General features: G+C 59.6%; 16 protein-coding genes and 1 tRNA gene. 5 read left to right on the top strand and 12 right to left on the bottom strand.

The window, feature by feature from the left end; translation table 11 throughout:
- Window positions 1-57: 57 nt before the first annotated feature.
- Complete coding sequence (locus G5179_RS12250) at window positions 58-717, bottom strand: DedA family protein (RefSeq protein ID WP_421258455.1); 660 nt, start codon at window positions 715-717, stop codon at window positions 58-60.
- A gap of 215 nt (window positions 718-932) precedes the next feature.
- Entirely contained in the window at window positions 933-2,621 is a 1,689-nt protein-coding gene (locus tag G5179_RS12245) for an FAD-dependent oxidoreductase (protein ID WP_005344666.1), read from the bottom strand.
- Between the two features lie 135 nt (window positions 2,622-2,756).
- On the opposite strand from G5179_RS12245, the gene G5179_RS12240 reads away from it, so the two are divergent.
- The 3 genes from G5179_RS12240 (at window position 2,757) to G5179_RS12230 (ending at window position 7,285) form a co-directional block, all read left to right on the top strand.
- On the top strand, window positions 2,757-5,693 hold the full coding sequence (locus G5179_RS12240) for an EAL domain-containing protein (RefSeq protein ID WP_421258454.1): 2,937 nt from the start codon (window positions 2,757-2,759) through the stop codon (window positions 5,691-5,693).
- Between the two features lie 65 nt (window positions 5,694-5,758).
- Complete coding sequence (pflA, locus tag G5179_RS12235; RefSeq protein WP_005333994.1) at window positions 5,759-6,556, top strand: pyruvate formate lyase 1-activating protein; 798 nt, start codon at window positions 5,759-5,761, stop codon at window positions 6,554-6,556.
- A gap of 87 nt (window positions 6,557-6,643) precedes the next feature.
- A complete protein-coding gene (locus G5179_RS12230; protein ID WP_227340803.1) occupies window positions 6,644-7,285 on the top strand; it encodes an energy-coupling factor ABC transporter permease in 642 nt (213 codons plus the stop codon).
- 84 nt (window positions 7,286-7,369) lie between these two features.
- Here the strand turns inward: G5179_RS12230 and G5179_RS12225 are convergent, their stop codons facing one another.
- The gene (locus tag G5179_RS12225; protein ID WP_019445491.1) at window positions 7,370-8,662 is read right to left on the bottom strand and encodes an NAD(P)/FAD-dependent oxidoreductase; all 1,293 of its coding nucleotides are present in this window, start codon (window positions 8,660-8,662) and stop codon (window positions 7,370-7,372) included.
- A 74-nt stretch (window positions 8,663-8,736) separates the two neighbouring features.
- Window positions 8,737-9,276, bottom strand: a complete 540-nt coding sequence (ycfP, locus tag G5179_RS12220; protein WP_005334000.1) for an alpha/beta hydrolase YcfP — start codon at window positions 9,274-9,276, stop codon at window positions 8,737-8,739.
- Between the two features lie 505 nt (window positions 9,277-9,781).
- Here ycfP and G5179_RS12215 point away from each other — a divergent pair.
- Window positions 9,782-11,188 carry a nucleobase:cation symporter-2 family protein gene (locus G5179_RS12215; protein WP_069527695.1) on the top strand — a complete coding sequence of 469 codons (1,407 nt, stop codon included), beginning with the start codon at window positions 9,782-9,784 and terminating at the stop codon, window positions 11,186-11,188.
- A gap of 63 nt (window positions 11,189-11,251) precedes the next feature.
- Here the strand turns inward: G5179_RS12215 and G5179_RS12210 are convergent, their stop codons facing one another.
- The 3 genes from G5179_RS12210 to G5179_RS12200 form a co-directional block, all read right to left on the bottom strand.
- Window positions 11,252-13,048, bottom strand: coding sequence for a M3 family oligoendopeptidase (locus tag G5179_RS12210; protein ID WP_266133818.1), 1,797 nt, complete (start codon window positions 13,046-13,048; stop codon window positions 11,252-11,254).
- A 123-nt stretch (window positions 13,049-13,171) separates the two neighbouring features.
- Window positions 13,172-14,092, bottom strand: coding sequence for a DUF808 domain-containing protein (locus G5179_RS12205; RefSeq protein ID WP_257696067.1), 921 nt, complete (start codon window positions 14,090-14,092; stop codon window positions 13,172-13,174).
- 1 nt (window position 14,093) lies between these two features.
- The gene (locus G5179_RS12200) at window positions 14,094-14,234 is read right to left on the bottom strand and encodes a hypothetical protein (protein ID WP_021231002.1); all 141 of its coding nucleotides are present in this window, start codon (window positions 14,232-14,234) and stop codon (window positions 14,094-14,096) included.
- Window positions 14,235-14,485: 251 nt separating this feature from the next.
- On the opposite strand from G5179_RS12200, the gene G5179_RS12195 reads away from it, so the two are divergent.
- Entirely contained in the window at window positions 14,486-15,088 is a 603-nt protein-coding gene (locus tag G5179_RS12195) for a DUF924 family protein (protein WP_421258453.1), read from the top strand.
- A 67-nt stretch (window positions 15,089-15,155) separates the two neighbouring features.
- Here the strand turns inward: G5179_RS12195 and G5179_RS12190 are convergent, their stop codons facing one another.
- The 5 genes from G5179_RS12190 to G5179_RS12170 form a co-directional block, all read right to left on the bottom strand.
- The gene (locus G5179_RS12190) at window positions 15,156-16,775 is read right to left on the bottom strand and encodes a methyl-accepting chemotaxis protein (RefSeq protein WP_216979041.1); all 1,620 of its coding nucleotides are present in this window, start codon (window positions 16,773-16,775) and stop codon (window positions 15,156-15,158) included.
- Window positions 16,776-16,879: 104 nt separating this feature from the next.
- The gene (locus G5179_RS12185; RefSeq protein WP_005334018.1) at window positions 16,880-18,139 is read right to left on the bottom strand and encodes a dicarboxylate/amino acid:cation symporter; all 1,260 of its coding nucleotides are present in this window, start codon (window positions 18,137-18,139) and stop codon (window positions 16,880-16,882) included.
- Between the two features lie 204 nt (window positions 18,140-18,343).
- On the bottom strand, window positions 18,344-18,775 hold the full coding sequence (locus tag G5179_RS12180; RefSeq protein WP_216980324.1) for a CC0125/CC1285 family lipoprotein: 432 nt from the start codon (window positions 18,773-18,775) through the stop codon (window positions 18,344-18,346).
- Window positions 18,776-18,991: 216 nt separating this feature from the next.
- A tRNA-Pro gene (locus tag G5179_RS12175) sits at window positions 18,992-19,068 on the bottom strand.
- A gap of 112 nt (window positions 19,069-19,180) precedes the next feature.
- Entirely contained in the window at window positions 19,181-20,524 is a 1,344-nt protein-coding gene (locus G5179_RS12170) for a dihydroorotase (RefSeq protein WP_075115531.1), read from the bottom strand.
- Window positions 20,525-20,581 lie beyond the last annotated feature (57 nt).

Below are 20,581 nucleotides of genomic sequence, written 5' to 3'. Positions count from 1 at the left end.
GCCCTTGCAGCACGAGAACCCCCTTGCCCACTGATCCAGTGCGGCAAGGGTTGTCATCTAGTCGTGGCTGGTCTCGTTTTTTGCTCCGCCTTTGAACCAGCGAAACAGGATGGCCATGACGGCCGCCAGAAACAGTAACAGCGAGGTAATCAGCAGGGCCCGGGTCAACAGTTCGCTGTGGTGGAGGAAGAAGGGGGTATTCATCGCCAGCTTGCCCACCAAACTGAGGCAGAGCGCCCACATAAAGGCACTGGCAAAGCTGGCCACGCACATCCGCAGCACGCTCAGGCGGCCAATCCCCATCAGCATGGGAGTCAGCACCCGCACGAACGGGATAAAACGGGAGGAGAACATCGCCAGAAAACCGTACTTTTTAAGCAGCCGGGTCGCCTTGGGCAGGCTGTCGGGAGGCAACATCCGTTCGATATGATCCATAAAGCGGGTGCGCTGCAGGGCCCGTCCCTGCCAGTAGGCGAGCACAGAACCTATGCCAGCAGCCAACGGCAGATAAATAAGTGTTACTTCAGGGCCAAACACACCCATGCCAACCAACCCACCGGCCAGCAGTACCAGGCTGTCCCCCGGCAGGGGCAGGAAGACGAATGCGGACTCCAGCAGCAGTACCAGCATCAGGCAACTGATCAGCAGGGGTACCGCCTGCATCTGAACCAGGGCGTCAAAATCCTGATGCCAAATGGCCATCAGCATATCCAGCATGTCACTCTCCCTACTACACGGTTCATCATGAACGAGGCAGGGGTTATAGCACCCATCCCCTGAACAAAACGTTAATTTTGTCCGGCACAGAAAATAAAGTGTGTCGAAATATTGCAGCAACGAGGGGAATGCAAGAAGGGCGAAAAGCAGAAACAAAAAGCCCCTCATCTTGCACGCACAAGGGAGAGGGGCAAACAGGCACAGAAATAAAACGGTTACTCGGCGGTGGCCATCTGCCAGGTTTTGAAGCCGCCGGAGAGGTTCTTCACTTTAAAGCCGTGCTGGCTCAGCAGGCGACAGGCGACATGGCCGCGCAGCCCGACCTGACAGCTGATAAGCAGCTCTTTCTCTTTGGGCAACTCATGGAGGCGACCACGCAACTCGTCAAGGGGGATATGCAGCGCCCCCGGAATGCGGCCCAGCTTGTCAAGCTCCGGGCCATTGCGCACATCCACCACCAGCTGATGGGGGTTACGAGCCTGCACCTCGGCCACGTGGCAGAGCAGGGTGTCCCCCTTCAGGTGGTTGCTTGCCACGAAGCCGGCCATATTGATCACATCCTTGGCCGAGCCGAACGGCGGCGCATAGGTGAGCTCCAGATCCTGCAGGTCAAACACGGTGAGACCGGCGCGCTGGGCCACCGCCAGCACATCGATGCGCTTGTCGATGCCATCCTTGCCGATGGCCTGGGCGCCATAAATCTTGCCATCCGGGGCAAACAGCAGCTTGAGGCTGACCGGATGTGCGCCCGGGTAGTAACCGGCGTGGCTGCCCGGATGGACATAAACCTTCTCGAACGGCAATCCCAGTTGCACCAGTCGCTTCTCGTTGAGGCCGGTGCTGGCCACCGCCAGATCGAACAGCTTGCAGATGGCGGTCCCTTGCGTCTTCTTGTAGGTTTCGCTTCGGCCCAGCATGTTGTCGGCGGCGATGCGCCCCTGCCGGTTGGCGGGGCCCGCCAGCGGGATCAGCACAGATTCGCCGGTGACGAAGTCAATCTCTTCAACCGCATCCCCCACCGCATAGATGAAGGGATCCGAGGTACGCATCCCGGCATCCACCTTGATGCCGCCCCGTGGGCCCAGCTCCAGCCCCGCCTTGGCGGCGAGCAGGGTTTCCGGCTTGACGCCGATGGCGAGGATCAAGAGACCGGTATCAAGATGGGAACCGTCATTGAGGGTCAGGCGCAGGCCACCGCTTTTGGCGGTCGGCACGGCGGAGGTCTTCTCGGCAGGCAGATCCAGACTCTCGATGGCGGTGAGGCCGGTGCGCAGGCGCAGGTCAATCCCCTCTTCCCGGATGCGGGCATGGAGCATGTTGGCCATCTCCTTGTCCACCGGTGCCATCACCTGATCGGCCAGCTCCAGCAGGGTGACATCCAGCTTGCGCTGATGCAGCGCCTCCATCATCTCCAGCCCGATAAAGCCGCCGCCCACCACGGTAACGTGGCGCGGCTGATCGTGATGCAGGGCCGCCAGAATGCGATCCATGTCCGGGATGTTGCGCAGGGTATAGACATGGGGGCTGTCGATACCGGGGAAGGGAGGACGGATCGGCGCAGCCCCCGGGCTCAGCAGCAGCACATCGTAATGCTCGCGCTGCTCTTCACCTGTTTGCAGGTTGCGCACCAGCAAGGTCTTGCCCGCCTTGTCGATCTCAATCACATCGTGGAAGACCCGCACATCGACGTTGAAACGGCGCTTGAAACTCTGGGGAGTCTGCAGCAGCAAGGCATCCCGGTCGGGGATATCGCCCCCGATGTGATAGGGCAGACCGCAGTTGGCGAAGCTGACAAACTCGCCCCGCTCGAACATCACGATCTCTGCCTCTTCACTCAAACGACGAGCACGAGCCGCCGCCGATGCGCCCCCCGCGACACCACCGATAATCAGGATCCGTTTCATCTGCAAGACTCCTCATACATGATAATGGGCAATAAATTAGACTTTTCTAATTTAGAATTCAATGAAATTTTGTTTCACACCATTTTGCAGTATTCTTGCAACCCCGACGGTTGCTTAACAGGATGTTGTTTGTTCATGTCGTCTACCGCACTCAGTCATCTTCCTCCTGCCCTCCAGACGCCGCTCTTTTTCCGTCTGGATCTGCGCAGTCAACGGCTGGTCGCCCTGACCGACGTGATGCAAACCCCGCTCTACTGGCTCGACGAACCGCGCGCCCCCTGGCCTGCCCAGCTGCCCGATGCCCTGCGCCTGCCCATCGAACAACTGCTGACCAACGGCCATGGCGGCAAGATCACCGTGCGCTTTGCCAGCCAACTCTGGCACATCGCCCTCGCTCACGAGCAGGATGGCTTCTGGCTCATCTGTCTGCAGAACCTTCGTCAGGAGCCCATCGCCGATCTGGCATTGCAACTGCCGCGCCTCAGCCAGATGGCGAGCCAGCAACAGTATGCGCCCCTGCTCGAGGCCCTTAAAGAGAGTTTGGGGGCCGATCGGCTCATCCTCTGGCACTATCAGGCCAACGGCGATCTCGGCAGCGAGCAACTCACCCCGGTGTTCACCCTGGGGGTCGAAGCGCTCTACCCCATTCGTGGTGACAGCCGCTATATCCGCGCCCTGCGTACCCGCAAAGCGTTGAGTTTCTCGGAGGCCGCCCACCAGCCGATGCTGAGCAATCACCTCTATCTGACCAGTGCCGGTGTGCGCTCACGCCTTGATGGTGCCCTGCTGGAGCAGGACAAGCTGTTCGGGGTGCTGAGTCTGGAGTATCTCGATCCCACCCCGCTTAGCGAGGAGATGTTGCAACTGGTGCGCAGCAGCGCCCAGCTGCTCGGCCACTGGCAACCGCAACCGGAAGAGCACCGCGCCGAGCTGGCCCTCCCGCCCGAACTGCACCAGCAGACCGGCATCGACTACTGCAAGACGCTGGTAAGCTGGGCCATGAGCGCCAGCGGTGCCCGGGTGGGCTGGATCGGCGAGTTCCAACCCCGCGGTCAGGATCTCTGGATCATCCCCCGCTGCGTCATCAACGAGGAGATCTGCTCCACCCTCAAGCCCATCCAGCTCGACCCCGGCCCCGCTCAGGAGCTGTTCCAGCATGGTCAGGCCATCTATGTGGAAGATCTGCCCGTGCGCTATCCCAAGGCGACCCGGCTGCTGGCCCTCAACGCCAGCGCCTACATCGGCATTCCACTCCATGGCCAGAGCGGCGCCCCCATTGGCCAGATCACCCTGCTGCTCGATACCCCCCTCGAGGAGCCCGAACAGCTTCTGGATCTATTGAGCAGCCAGCACGAGCGGGCCGCCATCGAGCTCAAGCGCCTCGCCACCGACGATGCCCTGCGGCTGGCTGAGGTAGCCTTTAATACCCACGATGGGCTGATCGTGATGGATCACAACGGCATCATCCTCAAGGTCAACCACTCCTTCAGCCGGATCACCGGATTTGGCGAGGTAGAGGTGATCGGTCACTCCATTCGCAAGCTGCGCCCCACCTACTACGGGGATCATCTCAAGGAAGATGTCAGCCGCACCGTCAACGAGCAGGAGTTCTGGCTCGGGGAAGAGCGCTGCCTGCACAAGGATGGTCACCTCTTTCCGGTGCGCTTGATGGTGAACGGCGTCAAGGATGAGCAGGGGGAGCTCAGCCACTTTATCTGCAGCTTCTACGACATCACCCAGGAACAAGAGGCAGCCAGACATATCGAGCAGCTCGCCTACTACGACGATCTCTGCGGTCTGCACAACCGCCGCAGCCTCAACCATATTTTGCAGCAGACCCTGAGCGCCCCCAACGGCCAGTGGGGCGCCCTGCTGCTGGTGGATCTCGACAACTTCAAGTCGATCAACGACTCCCTCGGTCATGCCTGCGGCGATCTGCTGCTGCAGGCCGTGGTGCAGCGTTTCAGGGAGCTGCCCCAGGACAATCTGGTGCAGGCGCGCATCTCGGGGGATGAGTTTGCCCTGCTCTTTACCCAGCTCGGACAAGGCGAGGTCACCGCCAAAATTCTGGCAGAGCACTTCGCCCGCGAGCTGATGGGGCTGTTTCGCACCCCGTTCGACATCGGTGATCACAAACTGCACTGCAGCGCCTCGGTGGGGATCAGCCTCTTCTCCGGCAACGAGACGGATCATCTGGTCCTGATGCAACAGGCCGACACCGCGACCCACATGGCCAAGCGCGCCGGTCAGGGCCACTACGTCTTCTTTACCGAGGCGATGGCCCAGCACGAGAAAAATCGGCTGACCCTCACCAATGAGCTGCGCGATGCCCTGCGTCATCACGAGCTGCAGCTCCACTATCAACCGCAATACCGGGTCGACAATGGCTCGCTGTCGGGTATCGAGGCGCTGCTGCGCTGGCAGCGCAGCGACGGCACCATGGTGCCACCCGGGGAGTTTATCCCCATCGCCGAAGAGACCAGCCTGATCCTCGAAATCGGTTACTGGGTGATGAAGACCGCCTGCGCCCAATACAGCTTCTGGCTCAACCGTGGCCTGCAGATCCCCCATCTGTCGGTCAACGTCAGTGCCCGCCAGTTCCACACCCAGGGCTTCGTACAACAGGTGGAGTACATCTTGCGCGACACCGGTGTGCCCCCTTCCCGCCTGCTGCTGGAGGTGACCGAATCGGTAGTCTTGGAGAATCGGCAGGAGAGTATCGCCAGAATGCGCCAGCTCAAGGAGCTCGGCATCCTCATCTCCATCGACGACTTCGGCACAGGCTACTCGTCGCTGGCCTATCTGCGGGATCTGCCCGCCGACGAGGTGAAACTGGACAGAAGCTTCATTCAGACCCTGGTGCACAGCGAACAGGACAGGGCTATCGTCAAGGCTATCCTCGATCTGGCCCAGGTATTCCGCTTTACCGTCACTGCCGAAGGGGTGGAAGAGGAGGCGCAACTGGCCATCCTCAAAACCTTGGGATGCCAGCATTATCAAGGGTATCTCACCAGTCGGCCGCTCACCGTCAAGGGGCTGGAGCAGCTGCTTGGCAGCCGGGCGGCGGACTAAAGGTGTAGGATCAATAGGGGTTTATGTAATAAAATAACGGCCTGCTCGAATCGTTGGAGTTGTTTATGTCTGTCATTAATCGGATCCCTGCCGTTGAAATCAGCCAGCCAGCCGGAGCTCACGGCACCGTTGGCCGGATCCATTCCGTCGAAACCTGCGGCACTGTCGATGGTCCGGGGATACGCTTTATCGTATTCATGCAAGGCTGCCTGATGCGCTGCAAGTACTGCCACAACCGTGATACCTGGGATACCGAGGGTGGTCGCGAAGTGACCGTACCGGAGTTGATGAGTGACATCACCAGCTATCGCCACTTCATGAATGCCTCCGGTGGCGGTGTGACAGCGTCCGGCGGTGAAGCCATGCTGCAACCGGCTTTCATCACTGAACTCTTTACCGCCTGCAAAGAGAAAGGGATCCACACTTGCCTCGACACCAACGGCTTCGTCCGTCATCTCGACGAACAGGTGGACAAGCTGCTCGACCAGACCGATCTGGTGCTGCTCGACATCAAACAGATCAATGACGAGAAACACATTCCGCTGACTCACGTCAGCAACAGATACACACTGGAGTTTGCCCGCTATCTGGCAGCCAAAGGCAAGACCATGTGGATCCGCTACGTGGTGGTGCCGACCTGGAGCGACGACGACGAGAGCGCCGAAGGGCTGGGTCAGTTTATCGCCGAGCTGGGCGAGAGCGTGGAGAAGGTGGAGCTGCTCCCCTACCATGAGCTCGGCAAACACAAGTGGGACGTGCTGGGAGACCCGTACGAGCTGAGCGGGATCAAGCCCCCCAGCAAGGAGACCATGGAACGGGTCAAGGGCATCCTCGGCAAGTACCACAACAACGTCAAATATTGATGGTAAAAGCAGGCTGACTCGTCAGCCTGCTCTGCTATGGGCGGTCGGGAAGGCCGCCCGGACTCTACTGCATGAATGGACGACAAGATGAGTGAAGGACAACTCGCCGCCCTCCTGATCTGGCTGGTACTGCTGGCCTTCAGCCTGCGCCGCTCCCTGTGGCAGACCCTCCATGACAACCCCCTCTATCAGCACCTGCTGCTGGGCAGTGCCATCGCGCTGGTGCCGCTCTGGTATCTAAGGGCCGGTCTTCATGAAGGGCTGGAGGTCCATTTTCTCGGGCTCACCTCCCTCACCCTGCTGTTGGGCTGGCGGCTGGCACTGCTCGCCCCTTGTCTGACCCTGCTGGTGCTCGGTTACTTCGGTGTCACCAATCTGGCCGATTTTGGCTGGCAGGCACTGGTTGGCATCGCCCTGCCGGTAGCCACCAGCTGGCTGCTGTTTCTGGCCAGCTGGGCCTGGCTGCCGCGCCATCTCTTTGTCTATATCTTCGTGGCCGCCTTTCTCGGTGGCGCCATCACCATCTCGGTCAAGGTGGCCGCCAATGCGTTGCTGATGGGGCTGAGCGACAGCTACCCCTGGCACACCATCACGGCGGATTACCTCTCCATCTGGCCACTGCTGCTGTTCCCCGAAGCCCTGCTCAACGGCATGGCGATGACGGTGCTGGCCATCTACCGCCCTCACTGGGTCAATACCTTCTTCGACCGCACCTATCTGGGCAAGTAACGCTCTCTTTCCTGATCTGCGCCCATAAAAAAGGAGAGGCCATCGCCTCTCCTTTTGGTATTCAACATGGTGCCAAATCCCGGCTTAGTGCAGCTTCAGGGTCGGGCGCAGTACCCGGTTGATGCGACCCACCAGCATGATGAGGCCGGTCTTGACGTAGCCGTGCAGGGCGATCTGGTGCATCCGGTAGAGGGAGATGTAGACCAGACGGGCGATGTAGCCCTCCACCATCATGGAGCCACGCATCAGGTTACCCATCAGGCTGCCCACGGTGGAGAAGCGGCTGAGGGACACCAGCGAACCGTGGTCGTGGTAGAGGTAGGGCTTCATCTCGCCGCCGTTCATCTTGGCCAGAATGTTCTTGAACGCCTGGCTGGCCATCTGGTGGGCAGACTGGGCACGCGGCGGCACAAACTTGCCATCCGGCTGCGGGCAGGCCGCGCAGTCACCGATAACGAAGATGTTCTCGTCACGGGTGGTCTGCAGGGTCTCTTTCACCACCAGCTGGTTGATGCGGTTGGTCTCAAGGCCGGCGATATCCTTCATGAAGTCAGGCGCCTTGATACCGGCCGCCCACACCATCAGGTCAGCTTCAATCAGCTCGCCATCCTTGGTGTGCAGACCGTCGCTGGTCGCTTCGGTGATCATGGTGGCGGTACGCACATCCACACCCAGCTTGACCAGCTCCTGATGGGCGGCGCCGCTGATGCGCTCCGGCAGAGCCGGTAGAATGCGCGGGCCCGCTTCCACCAGGGTCACCTTCAGGCTGTCGGTGGTGAGGTTCTTGAAGCCGTAGGCGTAGAGCTGCTCGACCGCGTTGTAGAGCTCGGCAGAGAGCTCAACGCCGGTTGCGCCGCCGCCGACGATGGCAATCTTGACCTTGTCGCCCGGCTTATATTCGGTGGCGAACTGCAGGAAGCGGTTCATCATGCTGTTGTGGAAACGGTGCGCCTGGGAGGGGCTATCGAGGAAAATACAGTGATCCTTGATGCCCTTGGTGTTGAAGTCGTTGGAGACAGAACCGATGGCCATCACCAGATAGTCGTAGGGCAGTTCGCGCTCGTTGACCACGATGTCGCCATTGTCGTCGTGGATCGGGGCCAGCACGATGCGTTTATCGTCACGCTTGATGTCGGTCAGGGTGCCGAGCTGGAAGTCGAAACCGTGGTTCTTGGCGTGAGACTGGTAGCTCAGAGCATCGATGCCCGCGTCCATGGAGCCGGTGGCCACTTCGTGCAGCAGGGGTTTCCACAGGTGGGTGCGGTTGCGATCGACCAGAGTGATCTTGGCCTTGTTCTTCTTGCCAAGCTTGCGACCCAGACTGGTGGCCAGCTCCAGGCCACCGGCGCCGCCGCCTACAACGACAATATTCATCATGATGATTTTCCTCGGTTCCTCAAAACGAAAGGGAGCCATTGGCTCCCTAAAACGAAATCGGTCGACGTGATGGATCAGGCTTCTTTGAAGGCCTTCATCCGCTGCAGATGATGCGAGATATTTTTGAACTTATGAGTCTCGCGCTCATCCCACACGATGTCGTAATAGTTCTTCAATTCACGTTCAGTGTCCCGATTATCGCGCACTTCATCCTGAACGGAAAGGATACACAGGCAGTTTCCTGAATTTTTCTTACGAAATTCAGTTACACACTTGGTACCGATATCGTCATATTCTTCCGGCCGGTCGATCTTGCCCTGCATGTTCTCTTCCGGATGGAGGTTGGGGTTGAAGATCACCTGGCGAATGCCGCACAGAAAGCCGATCCGCTCGCTCCAGTAGCCACCAAGACCCACGCCGCAGATCAGCGGCTTGGGATCGGTACTCATATCGAGCTGTTTTTTCACTTCCTTGAGCAGATGGCTCATATCATGACGGGGGTGAACCGTGCTGTAGTGCACGAAACGCACATCATCATCAATAAACTGCAACTGCAGCACTTTCTCGTGATTGCCTGGGCTGGTGGCATCAAAGCCATGCAGATAGATGATCATGGATAAGACCTCAGGATCTGTGTCGGTTTTATCGAAACTACCCCAGCGGCGGCCCCGTGCGCCACCAAAACATCCAACTTTCTTGCTTTGGATCACGCCCCCGCCCCCGATTGCGCCCAGCAGCCCGCGAGCGCCGTCACATGAAGACGGGCGCATTGCGAGCAACGTTATGGTGCCCGGCTATCAAAGTGAGATCGCCAGACCAATAATGATAAACCCCTTACCAATCTGAGATGCCCTCACCTCCTTCCCCTGCCAGCAGCCGGACACTTATCTGGCCGGTATGTGACTCATCCCGCAAAAACAAGGCGTTATCGCCAAACGTTTTCTCTCGTGAGTGGCGTTGTGCATGTTTTGTGCACTGACCCGTGCTGCACCGGATCCCTCTCACTACTGCCGAGGGATCTGGCACCTCTGTCAATACACGAGATCAATGACCGGGAAAGCTGCGGCTTTCACTATCTTGCCTGCAGCAGTTGCGCGGGCTTCAAGGAGTGATCTGTTCATGAACGAGACCAATCCCCCCTCCCCCCGACCGGGTGCGCGCAAGCGCCCGGTGGATGAAGTGGAGCGCATGCTCCCCATGGGCCAACTCTTTACCCTCGGCCTGCAACATGTGCTGGTGATGTACGCCGGCGCCGTGGCGGTGCCGCTGGTGATTGGCGGCAGTCTGGGGCTGCCCAAGGATCAAATCTCCTACCTTATCAGTTCGGATCTCTTCTGCTGCGGCATCGTCACCCTGCTGCAATGTGTCGGGATTGGCCGCTTTGCCGGGATCCGGCTGCCGGTCATCATGTCGGTCACCTTTGCCGCCGTGATGCCGATGCTGGCCATCGGAGCCAACCCGGATCTGGGGCTGACGGGCATCTTCGGCGCCACCATAGCCGCTGGTATCATCTCGACCCTGCTGGTGCCGCTGATAGGTAGGTTGATGCCGCTCTTCCCCACCGTAGTGACCGGAGTGGTTATCACCTCCATCGGGATCAGCATTATGCAGGTGGGGATCGACTGGATGGCGGGGGGCAAGGGTAATCCGGAATATGGCAGCCTGCGCTATATCGGCACCAGCTTCCTGGTGCTCGTCTTTATCCTGTTGGTGACCCGCTTCACCAAGGGCTTTTTCAGCAATATCTCGGTGCTGCTCGGGATCATCTTCGGTTTCGTGGTGGCCATCGCCATGGGCGAAGTGAGCCTCGATGGCCTCGGCGAGGCAGCCTGGTTTGCCCCCATAGTGCCCTTCGCCTTCGGCTGGCCCACCTTCGATCCCATCTCCATCGCCACCCTGACGGTGATCATGCTCATCACCTTTATCGAATCCATGGGGATGTTTCTGGCCCTTGGCGACATCGTCGGCCATCCGGCCAGGCGCGGTGATATCGTGCGCGGGCTGCGGGTGGATGGCATCGGCACCATTATTGGTGGGATATTCAACAGCTTCCCCCACACCTCCTTCTCCCAGAATATCGGTCTGGTGAGCGTGACCGGAGTATCTAGTCGCTGGGTCTGTGTGATGTCGGGGGGGATACTGCTCGCCTTTGGCCTCATCCCCAAGATGTCGGTGCTAGTCGCCTCCATCCCGCCCTTCGTACTGGGGGGCGCCGGTATCGTCATGTTCGGTATGGTGCTGGCAACCGGGATCCGCATCCTGGCGCGCACCGATTACAACAGCAACCGCCACAACCTCTATATCGTCGCCATCAGTCTCGGAATTGGCATGATCCCGACGGTCTCCGGGAATTTTTTCCAGCAGCTTCCGGCGCAGCTACAACCGCTTTTTCATAGCGGTATCCTGCTGGCCACCATCAGTTCGGTGCTGCTCAACCTCTTCTTCAACGGCTATCAGCCGGATCTGACTCACCAGACCCGCCCCCTGTTCGTTGGCCCCATCAAACCGCAACAAAAGCAGGCATAACAAACAGGCCTCCGGACAGCGAGACTGTCCGGAGGCCTGTTGTTCATATCACCGCAGACCCAATCAGGCAGGCAACTGCGCGAAGCGCTCAACCGCATGCGCTACCTGTGCCAGACTCCCCTGCCAGAAGGCGGCCTCACGGATATCCTGCCCCAAATGCTTGGCTACCAGATCTTCAGCGCTCATCCGGCCGGTATCGCGCAACAAGGCGCGATAGGCTTCGGCAATGCCCTCTTCCCCCGCCGCCTTGCGGCTCATCAACTGCTGATAGACCCCGAGGCTGAACAGATAACCGAACAGATAGGGATAGTTGTAAAAGCCCAGCCCGGCGATGGAGAAGTGCGCCTTGGCCGCCCAGAACATGGGGTGATAGCGGGTCAGGCTCCCCTCATACCAGCGTCCCCACGCCTCGTCGGTCAACGCTTTGAGTCGCTCTGCGGATACATAACCCTGCGCCCGCTCGGCCACCAAGGCCTGCTCGAAATCGAAGCGAGCCGGGATATTGACCAGGAAGGTGGCCGCACCGTCGGCTTCGGCCCAGGCGATCGCCAACTGCTCTTCGGGACTTTCTGCCTGCTCGAACAGGGCGCTGCGCACCAGAGTCTCGGCAAAGATGGAGGCCGTTTCGGCCAGCGTCATGGGATAGCTGCGCTGGCTCATCGGCAGATCGCGAATGACCCAGTTGTGCCAGGCGTGGCCCAGCTCATGGGCCAGAGTGATGACGTTATCCATGGTGCCGGCATAGGTGACGAAGACCCGCGGTTCGACCGGTTCTGCAAACTTGGTGCAGTAGGCGCCGGTGCGGCGATTTGGCGTGGGCGCCGCATCAATCCACCCCTTCTCGGCCATCATGCGGGCAAACGCCCCCATCTCGGGATCGAAACGGCTAAAGGCATCGGCAATCAACTCGATCGCCTCATCAAAAGGAATGTCGCGGCTGCTGGAAGCAGGCGGCGGCGCAAAGAGATCCTCCGGCCCCAGATCGTCGAGACCAAGGCGCTCGGCCATCAGCTCTAGGGCGCGCTGGCCCAACCCACGGGCTCGCCAGGTTTCGCTCATCAGGGCATCGAGGGTGGCACGCTCGATATGGCTCTGGTGGCAGGAGAGATCCAGCGCATCGAGCAACCGGGTGTTGCCACGCTGGCGGGCCAGCTCCAGCCGCCAGCCGTTGAGGGCATTGAGGATGGCGGCCACCGTCTCCTGCTCTCCCTCCCAGCCAGCACTGATGGCATCAAAGGCTTCTAAACGCAGCGCACGTATCGGGCTGGAGAGCAGATTGCTCGCCTCGGCCAGCCCCATCTCGCGGCCATCAATGGTCAAGCGGATCTTGCCCACCAGATCGTTATAGAGGTTGCCCCAGGCGTGCAGACCATCGGTGCCCAGACCAATCACCAGCTGCTCCGCCGCCACCGGCAAGCGCTGATCCTGCAAACGACGCTCATGGCCCAAGCGGTACGCCTCCTCGCCGAGCAGCGGATCACTCATCAGCGCGGCAAATTCAACTTCCGGCAGCGCCAGCATCAGATCTTCCACCGGCGCCAGGGTCTTGAACAGATCGGCGTTAAGGGCGCGGGCACGGGACGCCAGCTGTTTGGCCTGCGGATCCCGCGCATCCTGACTGCCGCGGCACGCGGCCAGAATGGCGACGTTCCAGCCGATATGGCGAATATCGCGGGCGCGCAGCCGCACTTCCCGCAAGAAATCCTGCAGCGCAGCGTCATAGTCGCGCACCCCGTCCAGGCCTGCCATATAGCTGGCCAGCTCTTCCAGCGCGTGGCGGGCGGCGCGCATGTCCGCTTCCAGTTCGGGGCTGTCGAGGCCCGGGTAGATATGGTCGTTATTCCACTGTTGTTGATACATAACTTCTCGCAAAGACCTTTATCGGGAGGCGCAGCAGACCTGCGGGCAGCAAGTCAGAGACCGGGCAACCCGAAGGCCAAAAAATGAAGAGAAGAAAAAAGAGACAATGGCCCGCAAGCTCGCTTATCCCTTGGCCGGGGCAAGACGGCTCACCAGCGTCATCACGGCAACCAGCAGCAGACCCGCCACCACACCGGCCACGGCGTTGAGCAGCGTCGGCGTCACCGCCGCCAGTACGGCCCCCACTGTGGGCAGGGTGGCGACAACAGCGGCTGTACCTTCAATCAGGTGATGGGCAAAAGGCCAGCCATGCACCAGAATGCCGCCGCCCACCATAAACATGGCGATGGTGCCGACCAGTGCCAGCAGGTGCATCAGACGAGGAGCCGTCACCAGCAGTCCCTGCCCCACCGCGCGGCGCAGGGCGCTGCCATCGTGCTTTTGCAGCAGATGCAGACCGATGTCATCGAGCTTGACGATCAGCCCCACCAACCCGTAGACCCCGATGGTCATCAGCAGGGCGATGCCCGCCACTACCGAGAGCTGCAGCGCGAGGCTTGCTCCCTGTACCGTGCCAAGGGCGATGACGATGATCTCGGCAGAGAGAATAAAATCGGTGCGGATCGCTCCCTTTACCTTCTGCTGCTCGAAGGCCACCAGATCATCAGGAATGGGCGCTGTATGTGCCTCACCCTCGCTCACTTCATGAGGCAGGAACTTGTGGGCCAGCTTCTCGGCCCCCTCAAAGCAGAGGTAAGCACCTCCCAGCATCAAGAGTGGCGTGATAAGCCAGGGCACCAGCGCACTGATGGCGATGGCGGCGGGCACCAGAATCAGCTTGTTGCGAAATGAGCCCTTGGCCACCGCCCACACCACCGGCAGCTCCCGCTCGGCACGCACTCCGGAAACCTGCTCCGCGTTGAGGGCCAGATCGTCCCCCAGCACCCCGGCAGTCTTCTTCGCCGCCATCTTGGTCATCAGCGCCACGTCATCAAGCACGCTGGCGATATCATCGAGCAGGGCCAACAAACTGGTTCCAGCCATATCAAAGATCCCTTATATCAGTGAGAAACGTCTTCCCGAAAAATGTCTCGCGCTTGTTCACCACGACCTTGGTCATCAGCGCCACGTCATCAAGCACGCTGGCGATATCGTCGAGCAGGGCCAACAAACTGGTTCCGGCCATATCAGAGATTCCTTATATCAGTGAGAACAACCCCGGGAGAGAGGTGTACGTCCCGATAACCACCGGGGTCAAGAGGGCCACCTCATGGCGATGGCAGGCCATCATCGGCCGAGCCAAGAATCCGGCGCTCGCCATCGGGGGGTTACGTCTTTCGGGCAAAAGATGGCACAGTGTAACGAGAAGCTGCCGTTTCGGCAGCACCCCTGAGCCATTTGTTCCTGGTTCCCTCTGAATCACATCAAGGAGTTCCCATGCCACCCTGGCAACCTCTGATCGATTTCTGGTTTGGCGACGAAGCCGATGACGTCCTGCGGGCCACACGGCAAGCCCCGCTCTGGTGGGGAAAAAGCAGCGAAACGGATGCCCTGCTGGCCAGCCGCTTTGGCGAGCTGGCAGAGGCCGCAGCCAAGGGCAGTCTCGCCCACTGGGCCGATCTCCCCAGCGGTCGGCTGGCGCTGATCCTGCTGCTCGACCAGTTGCCCCGCAATATCCATCGCGGCACGCCTGCAGCCTTTGCCCGGGATCCGCTGGCACGGGGTCTCTGCCTGAAAGGGCTGTCCATCGGGGCGGACAAATCCCTCTCACCACTGGAGCGGGTCTTCTTCTATCTGCCGCTGGAGCATGCCGAATCCCGGGAGCAGCAGGCCAGAAGTGTGGCGCTGTTCGAGGCACTGGCTGCCGAGCAAGCTGGCACACCGGCGCAGGCGACCTTTGCCGGATTTGCCGACTTTGCCCGCCGCCATCAGGTGATCATCGAACGCTTTGGCCGCTTCCCCCACCGCAACGACATTCTGGGTCGCACCAGCACACCGGAAGAGGCGACATTTTTGCAGCAACCGGGCTCGGGCTTCTAAGCAGGCCATATAAAAAATCCCCGCCAGCTAGCTGGCGGGGATAGCAGATGGATAACAACTCTCGGCGTTACTGAATGCGATAGCGGGATATCTGCTGGTGGATGCTCTCGGTGGTGACATTGAGCTCCTCGGCTGCGGCTGAGGTCTCCTCCGCTGTGCTGCTGGTTTGCTGCACGACCTGAGCAATCTGCTCTACCTGGTGAGCGATCGACTCGGCGGCCGAACTCTGCTCGCGGATGGCATTGGTGATCTCGCCCACCTGCTCCATCACCCGGTGCGACGCACTGCGGATCTCGGCAATAATGGCGCCACTCTCGGTAGCCATGTTGACCCCCTGGCTCACCTTCTCCTCCACCAGATGCATGCGGGAGACCGTATTGTTCGACTCCTGCTGGATCGCCTCTACAGTGGCAGATATCTCCTGAGTGGATTGGGCTGTGCGCTCAGCCAGTTTGCGCACTTCATCTGCCACCACCGCAAAGCCACGGCCGGACTCCCCGGCCCTCGCCGCCTCAATGGCCGCGTTCAAGGCCAGCAAGTTGGTCTGCCCCGCCACATCACGGATCACGTTGACCACACCGCCAATGCGCGAAATGCCCTCACCCAGCGCAATGACCTCGGCCGAGGCCTGCCGAATGGAGTCGGCGATCTCGTTGATGGCATGAACGGTACGATCTATGGTTCTGCTTCCTTCGCTAGCCAGCTGCCCTGACTCATTGGTGATACGGCTCGTCTCCTGGGTACGCTGGGAGATATCTGTGATGCTGACCGTCATCTCTTCGACACCGGCGGCGATCAGACTGGTAGCATCATTGGCCTGACTGGCCGAGCTGGCGAGGTGCTGCGCCGCTTGAGAGAGGGATTCGGCAGTGCTCTTGATCTGCAAGCTGCCGACGGAAAATTCGGTAAATGTCTGTTGCAGCGTATCGAGCAACCGGTTGACCGCATTGAGGGTCAGACCAATCTCATCCTGCTGTTTCACATCAGCTCTCAGGGTAAAGTTGAGGTCGCGCTGGATCCGGGTCAGGGTATCCATGGCGGTGCGAAGAGGATTGGCCACCTGATTGAACAACCAGACAAACAGCCCCATCGTCAGCACAATGGTGCCACCGGCGATAAACAGCAGGGTTTGCAGGCTGTTGTCGTAGTTCTCCTGGCCCTGCTTCTTGAGCGCCAGTCCCAAATCCATATTGAAGTTGACGTGAAGCTCGATTGCCTTGGCAAACTGCTGGAACACTCTGGTGGCTTCTCCCGCCAGCATGTCTCGCGCTTCATCGTTCTTGTTTTGTCTGGAGAGCTGCAGAACCTTGTCTATCTCCTGATAATATTGCGCGACAATACGTTGATCATCGTCGGTCAGGCGCCGATCTTCATCATTGGAGAGCATCTCAGCTTTGTATTTGTCGAGCAGTGAAGTGATCTGTCCCTGTATCTCGGTGATACCCGTTTCGATCTGCTGCATCTTGCCGGTGTCGGTATTGAGCACATGTGTCTGCACCAGCGAGTGCAATTCATAGAAATCGGCCTGCACTTCCTTAATCAGCGAAATACTGGGCACCGTATTGTCCGTCACATAGCCTAAATCCCGGTTGGCCGAATCGAGGCGGTTGATACTGAACCAACTGAGAAAAATGAGCGTCAGCATCACCAGCAGCGCGATCAGTTGCAGTCGACGAGCAATATTCATAACCGTACACTCCAGATGAAAACTATCTAGCAGTGTAGACGAGCCATAAACAACAACGGCCCGCATTGGCGGGCCGTTGTTGTTTATTTTTCATGGCGTTGTGATCAGGCTTTGGCTGGCTCACTCTCGCCCAGCGCGACGGTTTCACCCAGACTGTCTTCGGTCTTGGCCACCACGCTGGCGGCGATGGCGTTGCCCAGCACGTTGGTGGCAGAGCGGCCCATGTCGAGGAAGTGATCGATCCCCAGCAGCAGCAGGATGCCCGCTTCCGGAATATGGAATTGGTTCAGGGTGGCGGCAATCACCACCAGAGAGGCGCGCGGTACCCCGGCCATCCCCTTGGAGGTGACCATCAGCAGCAGCAGCATGGTGATCTGCTGGGCCATGGAGAGCTCGATTCCATACGCTTGGGCAATGAACATCACCGCGAAGGTGCAGTACATCATGGAGCCGTCGAGGTTGAAGGAGTAACCCATCGGCAGCACGAAGCTGGCAATGCGCTTGTCACAACCGAACTTCTCCAGACGATCCAGGGTCTTCGGATAGGCGGCTTCAGAGCTGGCGGTCGAGAAGGCGAGCAGGATGGGTTCGCGGATCATCGCCAGCAGCTTGATGACACGACCACGCAGGAAGACGCTGCCCATGGCGATCAGCAGCAGCCAGAGGCAGGCCAGCGCGATGTAGAACTGGGCCATAAAGCTGCCGTAGGTAACCAGAATACCCAGCCCCTCTTTGGCCACCATGGCGGCGATGGCGCCAAATACCGCGAACGGCGCAAAGTTCATCACATAACCGGTCACTTTCAGCATGATCTCGGCAGCGCTGGCCATCAGCACCACCACCGGCTTGGCCAGATCGCCGAGCGCAGCGGCGGCCAGACCGAAGAAGAGTGAGAAGACCACGATCTGCAGGATCTCGTTGGTGGCCATTGCCTCTACCACGCTTTTGGGGATGGCGTGGGTCACGAAATCTTTCAGGGTAATGGCACCGGCAGCAATGCCCGAGCTGGCGGTGTCATTGGGCAGGGAGAGCGAAAGCCCCACACCCGGCTGCATCAGGGTCACCATCACCAGACCCAGGCTCAGGGACATCAGGGAGGCCAGCATAAACCAGCCGAGGGTCTTGGCACCGATACGCCCCACGGTGCGGGTGTCGCCCATCTTGGCGATACCGACCACCAGGGTGGTGAAGACCAGGGGAGCGATGATCATCTTGATCAGTCGCAGGAAGATATCGGTCAGGATCGTGATGTTATTGGCAAAATCCGCAGCCTGATCTGCGGCAAACATGCGATAGCCCTGGCCGGTGAGGATGCCAAACATCATGGAGATGAGGATGGCGACCGTCAGTTTATTCATTTTCATGGGGGAGTCCCGGTTTTGATTGGTGCAAGCCGTAAACGGTGGCATGGGAGCCACAACAGTCCGTTTTTGTGATCCGAGCCGTTGATTCCTGGCGGCTGGTATGCTGGGAGAATGCCTAAAAGCAGGGGGTAAATCTAGAGGCTTTCTCCAGAATTTTATCCTGCCATTAGGTGTATGTGATATGGATCTTGCAAACCACCAATATTAATCACTGTTTATTTTGATTTCAGCGAGATATTTCGCATCCAGAGTTCGCTCATCGAGTGCCCGTGGCAACAGGCGAAAAGTGAGCAGCGCCGAGATGGTATGCTGCACCTGCATCTGGGCCATAAAGAGATCCGGCTCATCCTCGTCAAAGCCGAAGATCGGCCGTGATGGGGTCACCCTGACGGCATCGCGGTTAATGGTCAGCTCATCGACCTTGAGCCAGGAGTAACCCTCTGCCAGTGCCAGCTCCCCTGCCCGCTTGAGCACATATTTGCGGGCGGTCTCCCTGTCCACCAGATCGTTGCCGACAAACTCCAGCTGCCACTTGTCCGGGCCAAGCCGGGTCTGGGAAAAACCGGTCTGGCCGTTCCAGAATGACTTTTCACTCTGGTAAGGGGTGGCGCAGCCCACCAGCAGCAGGGTGAGCATCAGCAGACAACAGGGTTTAGATACGGATGCAGACACGAGAGGCCTCGCCAGGCAAATGAGCAACAGAGTTGTTACTACACCATAAAGCGCGGTGACTGCACAATCTGCTCACGCCAGCAGCGACCAGCGTGCATCACCACAGGCTTCACGCCTGTGCGGCGAATCGCAGGCAAAAGAAAAGGCCTTGTCGTTTGACAAGGCCTTTACCGGGGAATTTGGTCGGTGTGAGAGGATTCGAACCTCCGACCCTCTACACCCCATGCAGATGCGCTACCTGGCTGCGCTACACACCGACGGAGTCAGCTCGGCTGACGGGGGCAGAGTTTATGGAGATGACCCCGCCCTGTCAACAGGGAAACGCCGCCAATTCCTCGGCCACGGTGCGTTCGCCTACTTTGCGAACAATCAGCGGTTAAAGGTCAGCCGCTTGCCCAGGATCTGGTCAGTCACCTGCCCGTTTTGCCAGGCGATCTGGCCATTCACCAGCGTCATCTCCACCGTGCTGTGGAAGCGGTAGCCGTTGAAGGGTGACCAGCCACAGTGGTAGAGGATGTTGTCGTCGTTGACCACATAGGGCTTGCCCAGATCCAACAGCACCAGATCGGCGAAGTAGCCCTCGCGGATATAACCGCGATCCTGCACCTGGAAGCGCTCGGCTACCGCGTGGGAGGTCTTCTTGACGATAGTCTCCAGGGTAAAGACGCCGTTGTGGTAGAGCTCCAGCAGCGCCTGCAAAGAGTGCTGCACCAGCGGTACGCCGGACGGCGCCTTGAAGTAGCTGTTCTGCTTCTCTTCCCAGGTGTGGGGCGCGTGGTCGGTGGCGATGATGTCGAGCACGTCGTTGCGTACCGCATCCAGCAGTGCCTGCTGGTCGGCGGCACTCTTCACCGCAGGGTTGCACTTGATCAGGCTGCCCTGGGTCTCGTAATCGGCTTCATTGAAGAAGAGGTGGTGAACGCACACCTCGGCGGTGATGTTCTTGTCCTTCAGCTCGCTCAGGTCGTGGCTGGCGGTAAACAGCGACAGCTCCTTGGCCGAGGTCAGATGCAGCACATGCAGCTTGGCACCGTATTTTTTCGCCAGCGCCACCGCCATGCTGGAGGATTTGTAGCACGCCTCGTCACTGCGAATGCGGCCGTGCTCGCCCATCGGCACATTCTCGCCCCACTTGGCTCGCGCCGCCTCTTCGGCCTTGGCGATGGTCGGGGTGTCTTCGCAGTGGGTGACGATCATCACCGGACTTTCGCGGAAGATGGCCGCCAGGGTCTCCTGATTGTCCACCAGCATGTTGCCGGTCGAGGAGCCCATAAACACCTTGACCCCGCAGGACTGCTTGGGGTCGAGACGCTTGATCTCTGCAAGGTTGTCGTTGGTGGCGCCGAGATAGAAGCTGTAGTTGGCGACGGAGGAGTTGGCGGCGATCTGGTATTTGGCTTCGAGGGCGTCGAGGGTGGTGGTCTGGGGATTGACGTTGGGCATTTCCATGAAACTGGTGGTGCCACCGGCGACGGCGGCGCGGGATTCGCTGGCGATGGTCCCCTTGTGGGTCAATCCCGGCTCCCGGAAGTGGACCTGATCATCGATCATTCCGGGGATGAGGTGGCGACCTGCCGCATCGATAACCAGCGCATCGGGCGCCTCGATATCCGGGGCAATGCGGGCAATCCGTTCCCCCTCGATCAACACATCGGAGGCATAGATGCGGCCTTCGTTGACCAGGGTGGCATTTTTGATAAGCAGTTTGTTCATGGGGGGTTCCAGTTCCTTTGCCGATAATCGCGGGTCATAATAGCGCAAAACTGCCCT

Origin of the sequence: Aeromonas sp. 600886, assembly GCF_049174935.1 — a bacterium.
In the GTDB taxonomy this organism is placed as follows: domain Bacteria; phylum Pseudomonadota; class Gammaproteobacteria; order Enterobacterales; family Aeromonadaceae; genus Aeromonas; species Aeromonas veronii_A.
The sequence above is the reverse complement of the archived record's forward strand: the minus strand, read 5'-3'. Positions and strand labels throughout refer to the sequence as shown.

Excerpts from the sequence above, each read along its gene's own strand:
- G5179_RS12250 (WP_421258455.1), bottom strand. The coding sequence starts at position 717 with ATGCTGGATATGCTGATGGCCATTTGGCATCAGGATTTTGACGCCCTG.
- G5179_RS12245 (WP_005344666.1), bottom strand. The coding sequence starts at position 2,621 with ATGAAACGGATCCTGATTATCGGTGGTGTCGCGGGGGGCGCATCGGCG.
- G5179_RS12240 (WP_421258454.1), top strand. The coding sequence starts at position 2,757 with ATGTCGTCTACCGCACTCAGTCATCTTCCTCCTGCCCTCCAGACGCCG.
- pflA (WP_005333994.1), top strand. The coding sequence starts at position 5,759 with ATGTCTGTCATTAATCGGATCCCTGCCGTTGAAATCAGCCAGCCAGCC.
- G5179_RS12230 (WP_227340803.1), top strand. The coding sequence starts at position 6,644 with ATGAGTGAAGGACAACTCGCCGCCCTCCTGATCTGGCTGGTACTGCTG.
- G5179_RS12225 (WP_019445491.1), bottom strand. The coding sequence starts at position 8,662 with ATGATGAATATTGTCGTTGTAGGCGGCGGCGCCGGTGGCCTGGAGCTG.
- ycfP (WP_005334000.1), bottom strand. The coding sequence starts at position 9,276 with ATGATCATCTATCTGCATGGCTTTGATGCCACCAGCCCAGGCAATCAC.
- G5179_RS12215 (WP_069527695.1), top strand. The coding sequence starts at position 9,782 with ATGAACGAGACCAATCCCCCCTCCCCCCGACCGGGTGCGCGCAAGCGC.
- G5179_RS12210 (WP_266133818.1), bottom strand. The coding sequence starts at position 13,048 with ATGTATCAACAACAGTGGAATAACGACCATATCTACCCGGGCCTCGAC.
- G5179_RS12205 (WP_257696067.1), bottom strand. The coding sequence starts at position 14,092 with ATGGCTGGAACCAGTTTGTTGGCCCTGCTCGATGATATCGCCAGCGTG.
- G5179_RS12200 (WP_021231002.1), bottom strand. The coding sequence starts at position 14,234 with ATGGCCGGAACCAGTTTGTTGGCCCTGCTCGACGATATCGCCAGCGTG.
- G5179_RS12195 (WP_421258453.1), top strand. The coding sequence starts at position 14,486 with ATGCCACCCTGGCAACCTCTGATCGATTTCTGGTTTGGCGACGAAGCC.
- G5179_RS12190 (WP_216979041.1), bottom strand. The coding sequence starts at position 16,775 with ATGAATATTGCTCGTCGACTGCAACTGATCGCGCTGCTGGTGATGCTG.
- G5179_RS12185 (WP_005334018.1), bottom strand. The coding sequence starts at position 18,139 with ATGAAAATGAATAAACTGACGGTCGCCATCCTCATCTCCATGATGTTT.
- G5179_RS12180 (WP_216980324.1), bottom strand. The coding sequence starts at position 18,775 with ATGCTCACCCTGCTGCTGGTGGGCTGCGCCACCCCTTACCAGAGTGAA.
- G5179_RS12170 (WP_075115531.1), bottom strand. The coding sequence starts at position 20,524 with ATGAACAAACTGCTTATCAAAAATGCCACCCTGGTCAACGAAGGCCGC.